Here is a 22,560-nt window from a genome sequence, read left to right as displayed (position 1 = left end):
CCACTATGGATGAATCAGTCCGAAAGCATGATGAGCTGGAAGAAAAAATAAGAAACCACTAAAATATTAGAGAAAAAAGTTTGTTACTAACAAACTTTCCTATATCTTTGCAGAGTCATAACAAACGCGGGTGACGTCCGCATAAGTTCTTTATATTATGGAACAATTAATCTCGGCTATTCTCGAGATAGCCAAGGCGAACCCTACAGGGTTCACGGTTGACCTGACAACCTTAAAAAAGGTCACAAAAGGTATTTCAGTCGCCTACCTCGAAACACAAGACAGTTTCGGAGAAGAAGGACTGGAAAGAGTTCTTAACCATGCTTTAGTGCACGAAAAGAAAGTCGGCGGATGGCTGAATGAAGAGAACGAACAGTTCTATTTTGACAGTGTCCGGATTTTCACCAACCTTGAAGAAGCGAAGCAATTCGGGCGTGAAAATAAGCAGATTGCCATTTTCGACATAAAGAAGTTGGAACTTATCAAATTGTGATTCTGGTGGGGGATAATTCCCCCACCTTTTAAAATGAATATTAACCCGATTGTCAAATCGTAAATTGATGTAACATGAAGAATTTAGATTTACTTCCTCTCACTGCAGAGGTTAAAAAGCGGCTCGAAGAGTTCGCAAAGCAGTACCGCCGCTACGGGCACATCGTTATTGAAATCGTCTCCTACTCAGAAGGACGCCTGATTGTTCGTGCCGAACAAAAGGACCTGGTAAATGACAAGTTTCTCTCTAAAAAGGAACTGACCGAACGCGTACGTGAGATGTTTAAGGGAGAGATCCCCGAAGACTGGAAGCTGACTGTATCCGCTGTAAACTTTGACCGTAAGGATATCGACAACATTACCGTTGACTGGATCAAAGGACGTATGGATAAACTTGGCTTAAAAGCCAAGCATCTGAGTAACTACACCGGCATTGACAAATGCACTGTGTCTTCTGTTCTCTCCGGAGATAAGGATCTAACCAAATGGCACAAAGTCGCTATGTATTACTTCTTTAAATATTATGAGGTGGCAAACTTCTAATCATACAATTTATTATTGAAAAGCGGAGTGTAAAAAACTCCGCTTTTATTTTGATATATAAATTAAAAATTTCACATTTGTAGCGTCCAATAAACATAGTACAAACACTGTTAATCTAACATGAACCCCTTCCCAAGATATAATCCGTAAAATCGGATTAAGGTTTATACTATACCTTTGGACATATCCTGATAAGGGATTCTTCATTATTACCTAACGCAAAACATAGATCATGGATAATTATATTTCGGATGAAACATTTTTAGAGGATGAAAGAATTATCGAAAAAAGTGGCGTGAGACGTGTTTTTACACCACATACCCCCATTAATGATATTAGTTTATTCAAAGGAAGAACTGTTGAAGTTCGCCAAATCCTATCAACCCTAAATACCCCAGGCCAGCATGTTCTATTATTCGGTGAACGTGGCGTCGGAAAAAGTTCTTTGGCTAACGTAACATCAAAACAAATAGTCAATATAACAAATAAACATTTAATATCAAAAAAATGCTCTAAAACCGACAATTTTAAAACCATAGTAGAAAAGGTTCTAATTTTTGTTGGAGTAAACCCCTTGGAAAGTAGAAATAGTAAAAGAACAGAGATTGGTTTTAGTGGAGCCGCTTTTGAAACATCTCGCGAATTATCAGGCTATGAGGATAGACTAAACTCTCCATCATGGGTTGCTGAAAAAATAAAAGATGCTAATGTACTATTTCTCATTGACGAATTTGACTCTATAAAAGAAGAATCTGATAAATTTAAAATAGCAGAATTAGTCAAACTATTAAGTGATTATAACTCCGATATAAAATTATTTATCGTTGGCATTGCAGAAACATCCTCTAAACTAACGCAAGGACATCCTTCTGTTCAAAGATGTTTGAAAGAAATCAAACTGCAAAAAATGCAAAATGAAGAATTATTCAGAATAATAGTTGATGGCGAACAAAAGTTAGGTATTGAATTTTCCAGAGAATCAAGAAGAAGAATATGTGTTTTAAGTTCTGGATATGCACATTTCACCCATCTGATAGCCTTAAAGGCTTCCGAAGAAGCTATTATTAATAATCAACCATACATTGATTTACCAGATGTTAATAGAGCTATAGAGAAATCAGTCGATGAATGTGTTGATACTTTAAGCACTTCTTATAAAGATGCTATCAGTTCTTTTTCAGCTTCAACAATTGATAAATATCGAAAAATATTATATGCAATCTCTCTATGTAATGATGAATTTATCCGAAGTGCAGAAATAAGAAAAGAATATAGCCGAATCTTTAAAGAAAATATTACTCAAGGAACATTGAATAACTTTTTAAGTAAGATCGTAGCTTCAGATACTTCTAAACTATTGAAAAGATTAGGAAAGGGAGTATATAGATTTAACGATCCAAGAATGATTTCTTATATTAAATTAATTCAGTCTGACCTATTTGCAGAATATGAAATGCAATTATTAAGCGAACAGGGAGGCCTTTAAAAATAGTAACAATCTAATATTATGGTAACAAAAGAAAAATTAACTGCAGCAGAAAGCACGCTGGCTACAATGGCAAAAGTAGTACTTGTATTGGGTATTATTGCATCTATTATTGTATTCTTCACTTCTTGTATTGGGTGGAAGATGTATTCTGATGGTGAGATCTATGGGGTAAAGGGCATTAACTGGACTGGTCTCTCTATCCTCATTTATTGCCTTATGACTACATTGATAGCCTGGTCTTTACTCTCTGTCATCGTAGAGATATCAGTTAATGTGCGTTCTAAAGGAGACGTAAATATTAGCAATAATTGGAAGAAAGATTTTGTTGTTGCCAAGGCAGCAGATCTAAATGACAAAGCTAAAGAGATTTTGTATCGAGCTGTCTTAGAATCTGATCTATTCAAAAAAGTCCTCTCTGGAGGAAATGAAACCTATCACCAGCAATGTATTGATGAATTAAACAAGGCATTTGAACCCTATTTAAAAGAAATCGGTGAAACTCAATTCAAATATACCGAAGCAAACGAAATACTAAATGTTTTCAAGTAACCCCTAAAAAGATATCACAATGATTAAAAGCGAAATAATGAGTGCTTTAGCATCTGCAGGAATTGTTCTAGCATCTAACGGTAGTCCTGAAGGTACAATGTTGGCAGCAGTAGTACAACCATTATTTACAAAGGCATTTGATGTAATCATACCTGATATGTTCCATAAAAATCTAACCAAAAGAGAAGTGGAACGATTAGGAATATCATATAAAGCCGCAGTAAGCAAAATAAATGAAAATGTTCAACGTGGTATACCACTAAGAAATGATAATCTATTTTTAAGATCAGATACCAATTATTCAAAAGCAGATGATATTATTGAGGCAATATTCAAGAATGCTATTAATGATACAGAACAAAAGAAAACTGAATTTTACGGATATTTCTTTGGAAATTTGGCATTCTGCCCAGAAGTTGATTATTCAAATGCATTACACTTACAACGGACTATATCCCAATTATCCTATACCCACTTATGCTTAATTAAATATATATATAATCATACCTCTTTGCCTGCATATGGTTGGAAAAATAAAATTAACCGAAATACCGACATGAAAGGTATGGAAATATATCATGCTGTTAAAGATCTCGTACGTTTAGATATAACAATAGCAACTGGAAGAATTGATCTTGGAGAGGAAATTGGTAATATTGAATTAAGTTGTATAGGAAAAGCCTTGTATAAAATAATGGATCTCAATAAAATATGTAATGAAGACTTTAACGATGTTAGTAATATTATAAGTCGTATTAAATCTTAAAAGGTTATTCATGCCTTATTTTATTTCGACATTGCAACGATTTTACTAATACAAATAATGAACATGAAGAAAATCACTATTACAATGGCGTTATTATTCGCCGTAACTATCTTTGTATCTGCACAAAACAAAGAGTTGGAGAAATGGGCTAACAAAGAAAAGGCCCAAAGTAGTCAAAGTGTAACAGAGAGTAGAAGAAGATCGAATGTAGTCAAAGAAGCTGGTATTTATCTTGAAAAGTCGGCAAAGTATCAGTATGCGGCGATAGGGCTTGCCGGAGTAGGAACCGGATTAGCTATAGCAGCATCTTTTCTTGATGATAAAGTAGAGATAATTAAAGAAGAACCATACTTCAAAATGAAGAAAAATAGTACAAGAACAGCATGCTATGTTGGTGCTGGTGTATGCGCAGTAGCTGCAATATGCTGTGAGTTAGTTTCTATCAACTACAAGATGAAAGCCGGACGAAGTTTACGTTTATTCTCTAACGGAATCGGTGGCGGATTGGCATATACATTTTAGCATTTAAGAAGCTATTGTCATGGGAATATTATTAATTGCAATTGTGATTTTTATTATAATTATCATGTTTGCTGGACGTAAGAATTTGGGCAAAGTTGAACAAGAACTGGAGGAGTCTATAGAGAAAGAGTCAAAAGCAGAAGTAGCCTACAATAATTGGAAACTACAACATGAGGAAGACATAAAACGTGAATATGATAAAATCAATAATGGTGAATATAATGAGTATAGAAGCATTGAGTTTAATATAGCAGGAATTCATTATCGGACTCAATTAGCTAAAGACACTATAAACAGTTTAGATATACTATGTGATATTAGTTTAATAAAAGAGCCCGATAATCCTTATGACCGTTTTGCTGTAAAGGTTGTCTATGACCGTAAAAGATTAGGCTATGTTCCTGCATATGACTCAGAAGAAGTGACAAAGCTCATCAACAGAAATCTCATCAAGAAAGTATATATTATAGACTCTGGTAGAGATTATACTTCGGAATTCTCTGATGCATTGTTTGTGACACTGCGTATATACTATACTCCAACTAATGAAGAACTTAGACGTGAGGAAGATGCGCGTTTAAAAGAAATAGCGGATCAAGAAGCAAAAGCTAAAAAGTTGCAGACACCTGTAGAGATTCCTATTTGGATGGAAGAACTATATAATCGAACAGATACAGTTAAGCCTAATTCTGAAAAAGATGCAGTAGCATTACGAAGGCTAAAAGACAATATTCGTAATTCTATTAAATCTTACGAGAAGGCTATTCGTATGGACAAAAAAGGTGTAGCAAACAATGCCGAAAAGCGTCTCATTAAATATAAAGAGGACATGGAGAAGCTATTATAATAAAGAAAAAACGGAGCTACTGTGCTTCGTTTTTTCTTTTAGTTATGTTTCACAACGGGCATAAAACTTCCCATCCGGATGAACGTGATTCCGTGAAACAAATATAATATCATATCCGATATGATTCTTTTTAGCTTTCTTGGTTATTACAATTATTATCCCCATCTTTGCAGTGCTAAACACGTGATATTAATCACAAACCGAGAGCAACGGATTTTGCTCACAATAAATTTGCGGGCTTTTTTATGCCATTTTTGTTTCATACTAATTAAAGTGTATGAAAAATATAGCGGCTGCCTTCCTTGTGTTTTTGCTCCTCGGAGTGATTTCACGTGTTTAGCGACGGGGAATGTGCAGCCGTCTCTGTACTATAATCGCTAAACACGTGAAAAATGAAAAATCAACTCCCCGGCACTGAATCTTTCGTGCCCTCGTTCCGCTCCACGCAGAACGTAAACACGCTCCAAGAGCGTTATTTCCGCAGTCTAACCGACTGCGAAGTGAAAACCGACATTGACCGCTGGTATGTTGCGGTTATCTTCTCTATCTGCACCGGATTTGTCTTCCCGCCGTGCTTCCTGGTTACCGCCTATTGCCTTTACAAAGTACGCCAAAACAAGAAAGGAGGCGAACATGGCGAATAACATAACCCTCACTCCGGAAGTCGTCGAGTGTGTCAACGGGCTGCAAACCGGTGGCGCAGAATTATGGAACACCACCCTACGCAAAGCTCTGTACTGTGTCGTTAACGGTGAATGCTACGGCAACGCTGAAGAACGTCTCAAACTTGCACAAGAATTATTATGTATGCAAGACATGATTTCAACCTTTATCCCGGAAGGAGGTGCAGTATGAATCGCAAAGAAGCTCTCCGACTTATTAGCACCCTACTGGATCCAACGACCCCCATGGATGAAAAACAACTCGCAGCGGCCAGATTATCCGAATTAATTCGTATCTTGCTGCCTGAAGAAAAGGAGGAAACATGATGATAACTATATTAGCTTTATCCGGGATCGTCACCATCGGTATCGGTGTGATCAAAACCACCAAATCATTTTTTTGGAAAATGGTTTGGAGTATAGTCGTTGTTATCTTGTTCCTGGTCATGATAATGCCGGACTAATAATCCGCTAAATATTTGTCCTTTATAGCCCGCCCCGTGCGGGCTATTTTTGTGTCCATAACCTAAAACCCTTGTGTTGTTATGGACATCTACAATCACTTTTCATACGGCGAACAGCTCGCCATCCGGCTGAAGTCTATCGGTCACACACCCGAAAAGCCCCGTTTCTTTGAAGCCTTCGGACTGGAAGACCTGTATAACCTGGATGATAAGTTATCCAGTGTAACCGGTATGATCCTGATCGCTGTCAATGGCTACGAATCGGATTCCCGGGACAATGGAGGCGACGGCTTAAACGATACCCTGCAGTATAGTTTCATCGTCGCCAAGAACACAATTTCCGACCGACCTCAAACCATCACTGCCGCTTTTGAAGAATGCCGCCCTGTATGCAAACAAATCCGGAACGTATTATTCCAGGATCCGCAGTTCTCTTATGCCATCGACCGCAATACGCAAATCAACGGTATCGGCCCGATAGGTGATAACTTCTACGGCTGTATGCTCACTTTCACCCTACATGAAGCTGAAGACTTTTTAATTGACGAAACTTTCTGGAATAAATAGCAGCTATGGGACAAATAAAAAATGCATATGATGCTTACAATGAAGCTAAAAGATATAATGCAGCAGTAAAAAAGCAAGAGAAATTACTTGGGAAAAATACTTCCAGATTAATACGGATTGAAACATTTTCGGAAATAGAGCGCTATTCCATGGCTCAAGATGCTAAGCGGGTTACTGAATATAATAATGCAGTTATCGCTTGGCAAAACTCCGTTTCTATGCAACTCCGTGCAGGAGTCATTTCCAGAAGTATGCGTGTTGCCCGCGAATTAATCCCAAAAGCTTATACTGATGACTATGGCATTATCAATCGGCTTGGTTTTTCTTTTCCTCGCCACGGAATATATATCCACAAAGGTGCCGGAAAAGGTTATGGGGGCCTTATCGGTTCAAAATGGACTAAACTAAAAAAAATCAACGGTATCGAAATTGATACTGGAATTGTCCGTCACACAAATCCTGTATCTAAAGGAAAGTTAGGCACTGGTAGCCGCAACGCTTTTGAATGGTTTGATCCGGTTATCAAGAACCGTCTTCCCGAGCTCTCCGATATCGTATTAAGATATTTTGATACCATGTTAATTGATGCAACTCGAATTTTCATTGATAAATGACCTAACCTATGGCAAATGACCTAAACCGCAGCATTAAAATCTATATCGACGGCACCCCTGCAGCTCAAGGAGCTGCCACCGTTGAAGCAGCTATTCAGAAGTTAGAGGAAAAGCTCGCCAACCTCAGCAAAAGCGAAGCTAATTACGAAAGCAAAAGCAGGAAATTAAAGAAAGAACTGGAAGCCAAAAACCGAACCCTGCAGAACTACCGAGCCAAAGTTGAAGAAACGGAACGGGTACTGAATAATCTTTCTGGAGCCACTTATAACGAACTGATTGCCGTACAATCACAAGTCCGCAAACAGCTACGTGATGCAGTGCCGGGCACAACACAGTACACTGCCGCCCTGGAACAAAACCGCCGGGTGACTGAGGCACTCACCCGGGCGCAAAGTGCGATGCGTGTAGAGGTCGGATGTCAAGGAACGACCTTCGGCAAAGCTATCGGCATCTTTAATAAATATGCCGCTGTCGTAACGGCAGGTATTGCCGCCATTACCGGCGTAACCCTCAAACTAAACCAACTCCGGGAAAAGCGCAACCAGCGTGAAGAAGCCAAAGCCGACGTAAAGGCTTTGACCGGGCTGGATGACGCCAGCGTCAACTGGCTGGAACAGGAAGCGAAAAGATTATCTACCGCTATGGACGAAAGCGGCATCCGGATCCGGCAGTCTGCAACTGAGATACTGGATGCTTATAAATTGGTAGGTTCCGCCAAACCGGAGCTGTTAGAAGACAAAGAAGCACTGGCAGAAGTGACTAAACAAACGCTTATCCTGGCATCCGCATCCGGAATGACCTTGAAAGATGCCGTTGACGCTGTAACCTTATCACTCAACCAATACGGAGATGGTGCAGACCAAGCGGGAAGATATGCTAATGTTATGGCCGCCGGTTCCAAGTTTGGCGCCGCCGGTGTTGAATCCGTTACTGAAGCTGTCACAAAGTCCGGTGTTGCCGCTTCTTCCGCCAATATCCCCATAGAGCAATTAGTCGGTACCATTGAGACATTGGCCGAAAAAGGCATCAAAGATGAGATTGCCGGTACCGGGCTGAAAAAGTTCTTCTTGACTCTGCAAACCGGGGCTGACGAAACCAATCCCAAAATAGTAGGATTGGAAACAGCACTCAACAACCTACAACAAAAGCAGCTCTCTGCCGCGCAGATAAAAAAACAGTTCGGCGAGGAAGGTTATAATGTTGCCAGTGTGCTGATCAACGAGGCCGAAAAGGTGAAATACTACACCGAAGCCGTCACCGGTACGACTGTTGCCGTTGACCAAGCAGCCATTAAATCAGCGACAGCAGCAGCCAAACTTGACCAGGCTAAAAATAAGATGAATGAAATGGGTATTGCCTTGATGGAGAAGTTGAACCCGGCTATTGTCCAGTCTATCAACGGTGTTGTGAGTTGGGGAAGCAAGTTTATCAAACTGGTAGACTTCATCACCCGGAATATGGGAACGATTTCGGTTCTGACTACTCTCATTGCGACATACTACACCGCTAATAAGTTAGCGGCATTTTATGAAAACAAACTCCGGGAAGCGAAACTGGCAAGTTTGGCAACGGATCAGTTGACAATTATCCGCCAAAAAGCTCTATTAGCCGGAACACTGGCTTTATCCATGGCAAAATATGCCCTAACAGGAAATATAAAATTGGCCGTTGCTGCCTTTAAAGCCTTGAACACTGCCATGAAAGGCAACCTGTTCGGATTAATAGCCTCTTTAGTTGTCGGTGCGGGTATGGCTATCTACAAGTTTGCTACCCGTACGAATGACGCCAAGGAAGCTGTTAAATCATTTTTGGAACAAAGTGAGGAAGAGCGCCGACACTTGAGAGTATTAATTGATACTACCAAGTCAGCAGCCGATAAAACCCAACGTCGCAAAGAACTCATCGAGGAAATCAATACTAAATACGGGCAGTATCTCCCTAATCTGTTGAACGAATACAGTACTCTGAAAGATATTGAACAGGCATACCGGGATATCAATAAAGCCATGAGTCAAAACTTTGCTCAAAAAGCCCTTCAGGAAAAGATCGATTTTATACATAGCGATACTCTTGAAGGAAGAATAAAGCAGATGAATGACATACGCGAGATACTGGCAAAGGAGTTACCAGAATCAGAACTAAATCCTTTGTTACAGGGACTCACTACTACAGTCGATAAATATATAGAAAGCGGTCATTCAGTAAAAGAAACTACTGCCTCTATTATGGAGGTTTTAAGAACCAAAAACTTTAAAGGTCGCTATTTGCCAGTAAATGACCTCGAAGATGAAATAGAAGATTATGTAGAGAAAATAGAAGAGATGGTCAAACGGGTTAACAATACAAAAAAAGAGATGAACCCGTTTATCGGTACCCCCCAGAAAAAGAAACTAGATCCCGTTAATGTCTTACCAGAAGTCGTAATAACCCCTACCGCCAAACCGAAAACAGATCCAGACGAAAAGAAAGCAGAAAAAGCCCGCAAAGCCGCTCTGGAAAAAGAAAAGATACTCTATGATAAACAACAGGCAGATATCAAGAAAATATATGCGGAAGGACACAGCAAAGAACTGAAAACCGAGAAACAGTATGAAACCAAAATGCTGGATCTGAAAAAAGAACATTTCAAACGAATTATCAATATCGCTGGTAAAGGAACTTCGGAAGCTGCCGACGCTGAAAAGCAACTCGGAGATATACAGATCCAGGAGCGTAAAAAAGCTGTTGATCTGGCCATCGAAGAGGAACAGGCGCTTTATGAAAAACAGCAACGTGATCTGAAAGAACTCTTCATCTCCCAAAGTGACGAAAACCTGAAGACTGAAAAGGATTACGAAGATGCAAAAGAACAACTGGCCATCATGCACCTGCAACGTTCTCTTGAGATTGCCGGAATGGATGCCGATGCCAGGAAAAGCATCGAAGAGCAACTTTTAGACTTCAAAATGAAATGTATCCAGGAAGAACTTAGCGAACGGAAAAAGGCAGCCGACAGAGAAGCAAAGATCGCTGCAGATCTTGCAAAAAAACAACTGAATAGCGGTAAACAACAGCACACCGCCATGATGCAGTATGCCAACAGTTTCGGAGAAGCAATAGGCAACGTCATTGCCGGACAGGAAAACGCCTTGGCAAACTTCGGTGACTCTATGGTCGATATCGTCTTTGATGTACTAACCACCATGATCGACGCAGAACTGATACGATTAACCGGTATCGGTATCACCACCATCGCAGAAGCCCAAGCCCGTGAAATAGGTAGCAAAGGTTTCTTAGGTATCGCAACCGGTGCGGCCCTAGCTGCTGTTATCGGCGGAACGATAGCTGCAGCTCGTGCCGGATTGAAAGCCCTGATCGGTGGAAAGAAAAGTTCCAGTTCCGCTTCTGATACCGAAAACAAGAGTCCAACCGCCAACGTGACCGTTAGACAGTGGGCATCCGGTAACTATGACGTTATCGGTGAAGAAGATGGAAAAACCTATCGGGATGTGCCTTATATCGGTCCGGCTCCTACCGGTATTGTGCACCGGACGGCTCTGATTTCAGAGCGTGGAGACGAACTTATTATCAATGCGGAAGATCTCGCCCGTCTGCAGAAGCATGTTAATTATCCGCTGGTAATCGATGCGATCCAAGATGCGCGGAGCGGTCGGGTACCGCAACGAGCTGCTGGAAACTACACACCGGTAGAGACAGGATCCTACAATGCTATCTCCTCACCTACCCCGGAAACAACCTCTCAAGATGAAGGTAAGATCAACCAACTGATCGCAGAGCTGCGCTCACTTATTGCCACTTTGAAACATCTGAAAGCCTACGTTGTACTCCGGGATCTGCGAGACGCTGAAGAACTGGACCGAAAATCAAAAAAAGCATTTACCAAACAAAACAAATAGCCATGTCAGTAAAGATCACTACTCAATCTGGAACTTTCGACCTGCCTTCTGATTTCAATATTGAAATCGAAGATACTTCACCTGTATTCAATGACCAGGGATCGCAATCCATCGCCACCACAATACCGACATCAAAAAATAACCTTCGCCTGATTAATCATATCAACCGTCTGGACACTGATCAGGCACCGGTTGAAGACGCACGGGTCACCGTGTCCGATGGCATCTACCACCGGATCGGAAAAATGAATATCACGCAAGCCTCGCATAGTACCGGCATTGTCTCGAATATCGGCTTTGACGAGTCCGAAATCTACAATATCTGGAACTCCGTAACCCTGCGATCTTTTGAAGGGCTACCGAAGTATAGTCCGGAAAATGGAGTTGAAGACGTTATCGCCTACCTCGATGATATTATGAATGACCGAAAGACAGATACTCCGTTCCATGTCTTCCAGATCTGCGTAGCCATACCGGGAACCAAAGAAAATGATGCAGACGTTTATTATCCGGAATACCTAAACTCTATCATCAAAGAAGGTGAAAAATACAAATTAAACGGTGCCGCCCGGACAGAAACTTATCTGATGAACAGTGAAGCTGTCGCCACTTCAGTACCCATCGGTTACGGGATCACTCCTTTTCTGAAAGTGTCCTGGCTGCTTGATTATATCTTCAGCACTTTTGGATATCGTGTCACAGAGAACCCATTCACCACACACCCGCAGCTCGCACGTCTGGTTGTACTTAACAATGCTGCAGACTGTTGTGTCAAAGGGTTTATCGACTATTCGGACCTCATGCCGGATTGCACGATAAACGAATTCCTGCAGGCGCTTTACTGCCGCTTTGGAATGGTCTATTTCGTCAATGGAAAGACAAAGACTGTACGGCTCAGGTTCATCAAGGACATTATCACTTCTCCGGCTTCACAAGACTGGTCTAAACTAAAGGCTGCCGAACCTATCATGAATTACAATACCCCCAAACAATTGAAATTGTCTGCAGCAACTTCGATCAGTGGCCCATATCCGCTGTTAGTCGCTTCTCCTGCAGCCGACTCCCTTGATAAGTTCCTCAAACCATACGGGCATATTGTCGGAGACCGGAAGGACGGATATCTGAGCTATACCAACAGGGATGGTACTTATTGCGTGCGTAACCTTCGCACACAGAAGCTTGAAGTAGTATCATTAGACTTCTTTCCCTGGGATAAGGAGTCTAACATAGACTACGAAGATATCTCATCCGTAGACGAATGCCTACCTATTAAGTGGGAGGATCCGGATAACAACTATGAATGCCCTGCCTATCTATTCAACAAGATCCACCGGTATACCAATATCTCAAGCTCTGATGTAAACCTCTCGGAGAAGTCAGAAAACACATCTCCACTCTGTTTTTGCTTCTCCCTGCCAACAGCACGCCCCTGTGGTAGTCCCCGATGTTATGGACCCAACGGCCAGGTTGTTGACAAGAACGGACACACCTATGATATCTCGATGACATTCGTCGGAGAAAACGGATTATTCAACCGCTTCTGGAAAGGCTACGATGCGATTCTGAGACATGCTAACCACACTATTGAAGCCAAATTACACCTGGAACACAAGCAGCTCTTGAATGCTGATTTCAGTACCCCTGTCGCTTTTGATGGCCAACGGCTTTTAGTCGATACACAGAGGTATCAGCTACCGCTGCATTTCAGTTTGCCGGCTACCGTAAATTTACGGACTATCAAATTACTCAAGCCTTATGATCTTGATAAGGAACAAGGCATTCATACTATAGCGCAGCTTTATAAATGGGTCCTCTTTAATAACCGGGAATCAGTATATAATTCTGTTTGCGGCGAGCAGATACGGCAATGGCAGACTGCAGTCAAACCACCAGCAACCTGGATCGGTGTCAACCGAAAGAATGAAGTCAGCGACGAAACCTCCGATGTTGAGATACCTTTCACCGTACCGACCAAAGACGATTACGATAATACACGAACTCATTTCATCAAGCAGGTAAACTACAGTTTCGACCTATATTATAAAATCAGAGTGGTCAAAAACTACACCAGCCAGGGGATCCCCATCTATGAAGAAAAGGAGTACGGAGGTGTACATTTTGAATTCAAATACAATCTATGGATCAAGGCAGACCATATTTAAGTTGTCCTTTTAGTCTCCGCCTTCAGTTCTCATCTTTGCACCATGATTAACAGCAAAAACATAACAGCCATGCAGGTCAGTAATACGGATGTGTTACTGACTGCTTATCGCCGGTATTCGGGAAACAATATCGCCATGGCCGACGACCTGTTCGCGTTCATCACAACACCGACCCCGGAACGTGATGTGTTCCTGATTACTTATTGTAGCTGTACGGTATCCGTATCCGGAAATATTGTCTTATCAACCTATACCCCGTTATGAGTCTAACCGCTAATATATACCCTGCAACCATGGCACTGACCGGGAACCCTATCAAGTTGTCTGTCAATACCACCTCTTTGGCCACTTATGTTATCAAGGAAGGAAATAATATTGTTTATACCGGCAGCGGTGAGGGGGATTTCTCCATCTTCATACAAGATATACTTGCCGCCATCGTGCAACCGGCTACTTTATATAATGAATCTGTTGACGTGCTGATCAGTGCCACCGGTAGCGCTAAAGATATCACCATCACAGTCACTAATACTGAAGGTGGAGAAGTGACGCTGACATTAAAAGCTCTGATCGGCGGAGTCAGTAAACGGACACTTCGCCGGCTGAATGATGAAAACAGTAATATCTTCACCTGGAAGCTGCTCAACTCAAAAGGAAACTTTTTCCAGACTACCCGCGGAACCGGGCGCCTTTTCACTATCCGAGAAACGGAACTGTTGCCAATCCCCTTTATCTACCCTGATGCAGAACTGAAAGTTGTAGCTGCAGGGATTGCCACTCCCCTACCCGGCACAACCGGAGATCCTGTCGCACTCAACTTGTACCGCCTCCGGAAGAATCTGTTTGAAACGAGTCATGTCCTGGCATCCGTCTTTGATATTTATTCCGGAGAGACAAAAGCCTGTACGATTGTGATCACTCCGGGAACTGTCTCGCGGGAACGTTATCTGCTTCAATTCCTGAACTCCTACGGAGCCTACGAACGTATCGAGGTCACCGGTATCGGTTCCATCGAGCACAAGGCAGCGGACGAAGAAACATACTTCGTATATGATGAATTGGTGGATGATTATGTAGAAGCCCGTGAACGCCAATCCGGTACCGACACATTAAAAGTAGACTCCGGATATCGATCACCGGAAGAACTCGTATATCTTATAGATATGCTATCGTCAGATGATATCAAGATCCTGGGACTGGATGGCCGCAATATCAAGGTTATCACTACGGCTGATAACCTGGCATCCGCCGCACGTGCCACCACTCCGGAAAGCATCAAGTTAACATTGCGTTTTGCAGAGTCAGAACACCATCATACCGGATCACTCCTGGATGATGATTTCGGATCCCCGCGCATACATACCGAACAATTCACACCCGAATTTAACTGATATGACACAGCAACAGGAAGTAATTGACCAGCTAATTGACTATATAGACAAAGCGATACTTAAGAACAGTGTCTCCAACCGTCATGTAGCGGCAGTGCTCGCATTTTTGAATGAAGGGCTGAAGGATAAAACTATAGATATTGAGGAACTGAAGAAGTACTTCTTATCTAAGACAGGACCGGATGAGACAAAGCATCTGCTGAAGCTGCTAGGCGGATTATATGTAGAAAATGGAATACAGACCGATATAATTGAAGCATCTGGCGGTGTATCTGCTCAAAGTGTAGATGTTACGGAAACTGTTTCAAGTAAAAATGTTACGGCTTCTGAGAGTATCTCAGGGCAAAATATATCAGCTTCTGAAACTGTTTCTGCTCAGAATGTGGATGCAATAGGTACAGTATCGGCGAATATGCTTGATGCCATTGAAACCGTTTCAGGGAAGAATGTGTTAGCATCCGAAAGTGTAGCGGGCGAAAATATCACTGCCTCTAATACTGTATCCGGTAAGAATGTTACCGCGAAAGAAAACATATCCGGTAAGAATGCTACGATTTCGCAGAAAATTACGACTCTCAACCTCCTGGTTCAATCGCTTGCCGACATGTATGATCTAAGTGTTTCTCATGTAGCTACACTAATGGGTACGGTTGTAAAGGACTACGTATCATCTGAAAGTTTCGTTTCCGGATTCTCCGGTGAGGGTATGAAGATATATAAAACCCTTGGTGGTGACTGGAATATGGAGATTGATAACTTAGTTGTTCGCAAGATCTTTTCCGTTTTCGAACTGGTCGTTCAAAAAATTGTTCATCAGGGTGGTATGATTATTCGTTCGGCAGCCGGTGGAAAGTTGGTGAAGGTTACCGACGGCGGGACTTATTGGAAATGCGAGCATGACAGCACGGACGATTTCGTGCAGGGTGATCAAGTGCTTTGTCAGACATTTACAGGGAAGTCTATAAAGCGTTACTGGCGGCTTGTCACGTCTGCTGGTGAAGGATATTTCAATCTGTCGAAAACTGATTGTGAAGTAAGCAGCGCAACTCCGGCAGCAGGTGACGATATAGCGGTACTTGGCAACCGAACCGTTGCCGCCCGTCAGAAAGCGCAGATTGATTGTACCGTTGGCGACACGGCACCTTATCGAGACGATTATGATGCTATCAACTCTTTTTCCCTCACAGGTAAATTAATAACGCGCACCGGTAATCTGAGCGGCATAACCGATGCGGTATTTGGAGTCTTATCCGGCATTGGCTTTTATGGAATAAATGTTTATTTGAAAGGTACCTTTGTTCTTAAATCGGGCAAGAAGGTAGAGGAGTTTATCAATGATAGCATTGCTTCCGTTCAAGTAGGTGGGCGTAATTTACTTGCCAATTCTGATTTTTCTGAAAACTCCTTATCTAAATGGCTGGGTTCCCAAGATAAGAATTACACCTTATCTATTGAAAACTCTGAATTAAAAATTGTCGGGTTGCAAGGTAGGACATCCGCGGAGTTAAATAATTCTTGGAATACTGCTTGGTACGTTGCGCCTTATTCGTTCAATGTAGCTGGTGATTACACTATATCGTTTGATGCTTATGCTTTGAAAGCGTGTACATTGTACTTTAGAGCTAATTATTATACATATCCAACGTATGGCGGTGCAGTTCAAATTGGTACAGAGAAAAAAAGATATAGTGTCGTATTCAAGAACAATACAAACGAAAATTCCCGTCTGTTGGGATTTGTGTTTAGTATTGCTACTACTCTTTATCTTGACAATGTTAAACTGGAATTAGGCAATAAAGCTACTGATTGGACGCCTGCGCCGGAAGATGTTGATACACGTATTACCAATGTAGAAACACAGTTTGAAATTCGTGAGGGTGTTATCAGTTCAAAGGTAACAGAGGCTACTACCGCAGCAACCAATGCAAAGAAGAGTGAGACGGCTGCGTCTGGTAGTGCATCTACTGCGACAACAAAGGCTACTGCCGCAGCTTCTTCCGCTACGAGTGCATCTAGTTCAGCCAGTACAGCAACAACAAAAGCGAATGCTGCGGCTTCATCCGCTACCGCCGCATCCGGTAGCGCAACAACTGCGGGGCAAAAAGCTACCGCTGCGGCAAACAGTGCTACCGCTGCACAAAAAGCCGCTGAAAGTGCTGAAACCGTACTGGAAGAAGTGACTACCAAAGAAAGTAGCATAACTCAGACAGCTGGGCAAATTGCTACGAAAGTGACAGAGGTAAACAAGAAGGTCACAGAGGCAACAACCGCGGCAACTACCGCCACGACGAAAGCAACCGCTGCCGCTACGTCTGCCACCAATGCGAAAACAAGTGAAACGAATGCCGGAACAAAAGCTACTGCCGCAGCTAACAGTGCTACAGCCGCTGCTGGCTCTGCCACGAACGCTAAAAGTTCTGCCGATAGTGCTGCTGCCAAGTTGACTACCATTACAGAGAAGGAAAGTAGCATCAATCAGACCGCTAGCCAGATTTCGACAAAAGTAACGGAAGTAACTAAAAAGGCTACAGAGGCGGCAACGTCTGCCACTAACGCCGCTACATCTGCTACTACAGCCGGGACTAAAGCCACTGCTGCGGCTAATAGTGCTACAGCTGCCGCTGGCTCTGCAACGAATGCTAAAAACTCTGCTGACAGTGCGGCGGCTAAGTTGACTACGATCACTCAGAAAGAAAGTAGCATAAATCAGACAGCCAGTAGTATTACCACTAAGGTTACAGAAGTCAATACCAAAGCCTCGCAAGCGGCAACGTCTGCCACTAATGCCGCGAACTCTGCTAGTACAGCCGGAACAAAAGCTACTGCCGCCGCCAATAGTGCGGAGTTGGCGTTGGCAATGTCTAAAGGTAAGATGATTTATCGCGACCCGTCGTTTAAATCCGGTTCAAATAGTTGTTCTGTTTATAATAATTCCGGCAACGGCAATGTAACCGTTACGCGTGTCTCCGGTATTTCCGGTAATCCTAATAGTTCCGGTTACTGTCTTAAAGTGAAGACAACAGGAACTGCCTCACCTGATCGGGGTGGCTTTTACTGGGGAGCAACTGCGAAAGCCAATCGGGTGTTAATCGTTCGTCTTATTGCTAATATTCCTACGGGATACACCTTAAAGTTTGCAACAAATGCTCTTGGTACAGGGGCTTCGCATAAGTGGCTTACTGCCTATGCAGGGACTGGCAAATGGGAAGAATACGCCTATAAAATTGTATGCGGCGCATCCGGTACATTCTCCAATACAGGTTACTTTTATCTTTCAGGAGGTAGTACACCGACTTCCGCCGCACCTTTGGAATGGCATATCTGTTATGCTACGATATTCGATGTAACCGACGCGGAGATAGATTATATCTCTGATGCCGCCGCGAAATACACTACCAAAACAGAGCATACAAGTAGTATCACGCAGTTAAGCAATAGCATTGAACTGAAAGTTGCTAAGACTGATTTTAACGCATTGGGTACGCGCGTTTCTTCGGCTGAAACGACTATTAAACAGCATACTGATCAGATAGCACTGAAAGCAGCTAAAACGGATGTAACCGCATTGGGCACACGCATGTCAGCCGCCGAAGCTAAGATAACGCCGGACGCTATTAAGTTGACGGTTAAAAGCCAGACTGAAACTATAGCGGGCAATGCAGCAAACGCTGTACAGGTTGGTGGGCGTAATTTGCTTACGGGAAGTGACTTTAAAACACTGAACAGTACGTATTATTATTCGGGAAATGCTAATACCTATACGTTGTCGTTAGATAATGGGATGTTGAAAGTAGTAGGGAAAGCTGTAGGAAGTTCTAGCCTTTATACAATCGTAAAACAACTATTTCATAATGAAAGTGAAGATTATGTTTTTAGCTTCGATGCTTATGCACTGGCAGAAACTACAATTAGTGCCCGTTTTGGTTATGGTACTGTTCAGAGTGGCGGTACTGCATTGATCGGTACGACCAAGAAGCGTTATTCTTTAAAGCTAAAGGGCGTTTATAATAGTGATACTTATAGTGTATTTCTCTTTTGGTTTGATAAGATCACAACTGTATGGTTTGATAACATGAAGTTGGAAAAGGGAAATAAAGCTACTGACTGGACACCTGCACCGGAAGATGTTGCAACCGATGCAACGACCAAAGCCAATAATGCAAAACAAGCGGCTATTACAGACGCGGCGGGTAAATATACTACGAAGACAGAGCATTCCAGTAGTATAACCCAACTAAACAACAGTATCGCGCTAAAGGTGGCTAAGACTGACTTTAATGCACTTGGCACTCGTGTAGGCTCTGCCGAAACAACGATAAAGCAACACACCGACCAGATAGCATTAAAGGCGGCTAAAACTGATGTAACAGCGTTAGGAACAAGGGTTTCCGCAGCAGAGGCTAAGATAACACCTGATGCCATTAAATTAACTGTTAAGTCTCAGACTGAAACGATTGCCGCTAATGCTGCGAAGCGTACTGAGGTTTGGGTAGACGCTACGGCGTTGGATGCTAGTAAATATTATCCGGTTACGATGGTGCTTGCTACAAGTATCCCAATGTACACTATAACAGTTGACAGAACTTTAAATACGAGCTATGGCAAGCCCGCTTGGAGTACGCACACAAATGGTTTTTCTGTTATATGCAAATGGACTACAAATGCAAGCGGCTGGGGTACTATTGGGGTTAAAAGAACAGTTTTAGATTACACGTATAATCATGCTAATGTTGTTCCTGTTGGTAATATCGGGCAAATGACGAACACCAGTCGCGAGTATGTCTATGTACGCGGTGGCTCTAAATATCGTGTAACGGTGGAAGGCGCAACAGGTGTTAGTATATCGCTGCAAACCGCTGCATATACTGTAAGTAGTCAGACTGTGGATATACTTACGGTTGTTACTGCACCTGTACCCAATAAGGATGCTATTAACACCCGCATTACCAATGTAGAAACACAGTTTGAAATCCGTGAAGGTGTTATTAGTACAAAGGTAACAGAAGCTACTACCGCGGCAACCAATGCAAAGAAGAGCGAAACATCTGCGTCTACCTCTGCCAGTACTGCAACAACGAAAGCTACTGCCGCAGCTTCTTCCGCTACATCTGCATCCGGTTCAGCATCAACCGCAACGACGAAAGCCAACGCTGCTGCTTCATCCGCTACCGCCGCATCCGGTAGCGCAACGACCGCGGGGCAAAAGGCTACCGCTGCTGCTGGCTCTGCCACTGCCGCGGCTACTTCTGCAACGAATGCTCAAAAAGCCGCTGAAAGTGCTGAAACTATACTGGAAGAGGTGACGACAAAGGAAAGTAGTATAACTCAGACAGCTGGGCAAATTGCAACGAAAGTGACGGAAGTAAACAAGAAGGTCACAGAGGCAACAACTGCGGCAACTACCGCCACGACGAAAGCAACCGCTGCCGCTACGTCTGCCACCAATGCGAAAACAAGTGAAACGAATGCCGGGACAAAAGCAACCGCCGCTGCTAATAGCGCAACCGCTGCTGCAACTTCGGCTACAAACGCCAAAAGTTCAGCTGATACCGCCGCCGCTAAGCTGACTACGATCACCCAGAAAGAAAGTAGCATAAATCAGACGGCTAGTAGTATTACCACTAAAGTAACGGAGGTTACAACGAAAGCAACACAAGCGGCTACATCCGCAGCCAATGCTAAAACAAGCGAGACAAACGCCGGAACAAAGGCTACTGCCGCCGCAAACTCTGCGACGACTGCCGGAACAAAGGCGACCGCTGCCGCAAACAGTGCTACCGCTGCCGCTAGCTCAGCAACTTCGGCTGCTACCTCGTTAACCTCTGTTACGACCAAACAGAGTGAAATAAATGCCAAAGCCGATCAGATTACTTTAAAGGTAACTGAGGTTACGACAAAGACAACGCAGGCTACTAATGCGGCTGAATTGGCTACTGCAATGTCTAAAGGTAAGATGTTATATCGTGACCCGATCTTTAAGGGTGGAAGCTACAACGGTACAACCGTTTATCTAGGTACTGGGGTAACCCGTAGTTATGTTGCAGTTACCGGGTGTCCTAACCCGGATGCAAAGGCAATGAAATTCGTTGCCACGCAATTCTACACCGCAACAGATAAGCGTATAGGTGGTTTTCTTTTCGGTAATAAATCCCGCGCTAATGCTGTGTTTGTTGTGCGTATTATCGCTAATATTCCGACCGGACGTAATTTGAATGTTTACCACAATAGTTACGGAACAGGTGGAGCGACAAAATGGCTGACCTCAACGGCTGGTGCTGGCAAATGGCAAGAATATGCTTGTAAAGTCACTTGTGGTGCTTCCGGCACATTTAGTACTTTAAATTACTTTGCGTTAACTGGCGGTGCCGCACCGACCGCTGCCGCGCCTGTTACTTGGTATGTGGCTTATGCTACGGTATTTGATGTTACAGACGTTGACGATACGCCATCACGCGAGGAAATTAAATCCGGCATGACAATAACAGCCGGAGGCATTTCTATTTTTGGAAAGGAATTATCATTAGCTGGGAAAGTTACCTTTTCTTCTTTGGACAGTGCTGCGCAAAGCACTATTAACGGTAAGGCGACCCCGGCGCAAGTAGCTACAGCAAAAAGCGAGGCTATTAGTACGGCGGCTACCGATGCTACAACGAAGGCTAACAATGCAAAGACTGCCGCCGTTTCTACTGCCGCAACGGATGCAACAACAAAGGCAAACAATGCAAAAAGTGCAGCTATCTCAGCCGCTGCTACAGACGCAACAACTAAAGCCAATAACGCACTAACTAATGCTCGTAATGATGTAGCGGTCAAACTTGGATATACAAGTTATACCGACATGGTAAATAAAGCCACTGCAAAACAAACTATTATCGACGGTGGATTTATCCGCACAAGTCTTATTAAAGCTGACGATATCGTAACTTCTACTTTATTAGCTACCAAAATTGCAGCTACTGAGATAACAACAGGAAAGCTGAATGTCACTAATGGCGCAACAATTGGTGGTTGGAATGTAGAAGATAATTCTCTTTCTATAAAAAGTGCTGCGTCTGCTAAAATACTTGTAGAACCGAGTGGAACACGTTTTTTAAGAATTAACGATAGTGCTACTGAATTGTTAGGTATTCGGGCTGATGGCGTCACAGGTATCGGTATATATACTCAAAATGTATCAGGTACATGCTTGAGTATGATAGCTCAGACAGGAGGAACAGCTGTTGAAAGTTATGGTAGTCACACCTTCGGGCAGCGTCCCGGTGAAGTTTGGAATGCTCCGGGTGTATTGTGGGCAGGACGAATAAGCGCAGGTGGTGGTGTGGAAAATTATTGGGGAAATGGCTGTACGGTTTCCAGTACAAGAACAGGGGTAGGGAGATATCGTATAAATCATAATCTTAACCATACGCAATATTATGCCCTAATAACCTGTACGCCTTGGGCAACCAGCGGTGAAAGATGGGCTTTCGGGATGGTTGTAGATAATTATGTTAATTATTTTAATGTTCGAATTTTAGACACCAATAATGGCGAAATTGATGCAGCTTTCAATATAGCAATTATCGGACGAAATAAATTTTAAATTAAAAATTATAG

Annotated in this window: 16 protein-coding genes; all 16 read left to right on the top strand. The window is 42.8% G+C overall.

Translation table 11 applies throughout. The features are described 5' to 3' along the window. Positions 1-157: 157 nt before the first annotated feature. Positions 158-493 (top strand): hypothetical protein, encoded by a 336-nt coding sequence (locus BN161_RS15995; RefSeq protein WP_044267998.1) that lies wholly within the window; start codon positions 158-160, stop codon positions 491-493. A 74-nt stretch (positions 494-567) separates the two neighbouring features. After that, positions 568-1,035 carry a hypothetical protein gene (locus BN161_RS15990; protein ID WP_044267996.1) on the top strand — a complete coding sequence of 156 codons (468 nt, stop codon included), beginning with the start codon at positions 568-570 and terminating at the stop codon, positions 1,033-1,035. A 232-nt stretch (positions 1,036-1,267) separates the two neighbouring features. Further along, complete coding sequence (locus tag BN161_RS15985) at positions 1,268-2,521, top strand: nSTAND1 domain-containing NTPase (protein WP_044267994.1); 1,254 nt, start codon at positions 1,268-1,270, stop codon at positions 2,519-2,521. A 21-nt stretch (positions 2,522-2,542) separates the two neighbouring features. After that, positions 2,543-3,073, top strand: coding sequence for a hypothetical protein (locus BN161_RS15980; protein ID WP_044267993.1), 531 nt, complete (start codon positions 2,543-2,545; stop codon positions 3,071-3,073). Between the two features lie 19 nt (positions 3,074-3,092). Further along, the gene (locus BN161_RS15975; RefSeq protein ID WP_044267991.1) at positions 3,093-3,839 is read left to right on the top strand and encodes a hypothetical protein; all 747 of its coding nucleotides are present in this window, start codon (positions 3,093-3,095) and stop codon (positions 3,837-3,839) included. A gap of 63 nt (positions 3,840-3,902) precedes the next feature. Further along, positions 3,903-4,361 (top strand): hypothetical protein, encoded by a 459-nt coding sequence (locus BN161_RS15970; RefSeq protein ID WP_125910850.1) that lies wholly within the window; start codon positions 3,903-3,905, stop codon positions 4,359-4,361. Positions 4,362-4,380: 19 nt separating this feature from the next. Further along, a complete protein-coding gene (locus BN161_RS28155) occupies positions 4,381-5,208 on the top strand; it encodes an HIRAN domain-containing protein (RefSeq protein WP_052356309.1) in 828 nt (275 codons plus the stop codon). Between the two features lie 392 nt (positions 5,209-5,600). Continuing rightward, entirely contained in the window at positions 5,601-5,852 is a 252-nt protein-coding gene (locus tag BN161_RS15960; RefSeq protein WP_044267987.1) for a hypothetical protein, read from the top strand. Continuing rightward, a complete protein-coding gene (locus tag BN161_RS15955; protein WP_044267985.1) occupies positions 5,842-6,063 on the top strand; it encodes a hypothetical protein in 222 nt (73 codons plus the stop codon). The genes BN161_RS15960 and BN161_RS15955 overlap by 11 nt, the downstream gene beginning before the upstream one ends. A 352-nt stretch (positions 6,064-6,415) precedes the next feature. Continuing rightward, complete coding sequence (locus tag BN161_RS15950; RefSeq protein WP_044267983.1) at positions 6,416-6,901, top strand: hypothetical protein; 486 nt, start codon at positions 6,416-6,418, stop codon at positions 6,899-6,901. Between the two features lie 5 nt (positions 6,902-6,906). Then, positions 6,907-7,515 carry a hypothetical protein gene (locus BN161_RS15945; RefSeq protein WP_044267981.1) on the top strand — a complete coding sequence of 203 codons (609 nt, stop codon included), beginning with the start codon at positions 6,907-6,909 and terminating at the stop codon, positions 7,513-7,515. An 8-nt stretch (positions 7,516-7,523) separates the two neighbouring features. Then, entirely contained in the window at positions 7,524-11,411 is a 3,888-nt protein-coding gene (locus tag BN161_RS15940) for a phage tail tape measure protein (RefSeq protein ID WP_044267980.1), read from the top strand. A gap of 2 nt (positions 11,412-11,413) precedes the next feature. Then, on the top strand, positions 11,414-13,573 hold the full coding sequence (locus tag BN161_RS15935; RefSeq protein ID WP_044267979.1) for a hypothetical protein: 2,160 nt from the start codon (positions 11,414-11,416) through the stop codon (positions 13,571-13,573). 42 nt (positions 13,574-13,615) lie between these two features. Next, entirely contained in the window at positions 13,616-13,837 is a 222-nt protein-coding gene (locus BN161_RS15930; RefSeq protein ID WP_044267977.1) for a hypothetical protein, read from the top strand. After that, on the top strand, positions 13,834-14,964 hold the full coding sequence (locus BN161_RS15925; RefSeq protein ID WP_044267974.1) for a hypothetical protein: 1,131 nt from the start codon (positions 13,834-13,836) through the stop codon (positions 14,962-14,964). The genes BN161_RS15930 and BN161_RS15925 overlap by 4 nt, the downstream gene beginning before the upstream one ends. Position 14,965: 1 nt before the next feature. Further along, a complete protein-coding gene (locus tag BN161_RS30145) occupies positions 14,966-22,546 on the top strand; it encodes a hypothetical protein (RefSeq protein ID WP_052356308.1) in 7,581 nt (2,526 codons plus the stop codon). The last annotated feature ends 14 nt before the right edge of the window (positions 22,547-22,560 follow it).

It is taken from the genome of Bacteroides timonensis (genome assembly GCF_000513195.1).
Taxonomy (GTDB): Bacteria; Bacteroidota; Bacteroidia; order Bacteroidales; family Bacteroidaceae; genus Bacteroides; species Bacteroides timonensis.
The sequence above is the reverse complement of the archived record's forward strand: the minus strand, read 5'-3'. Positions and strand labels throughout refer to the sequence as shown.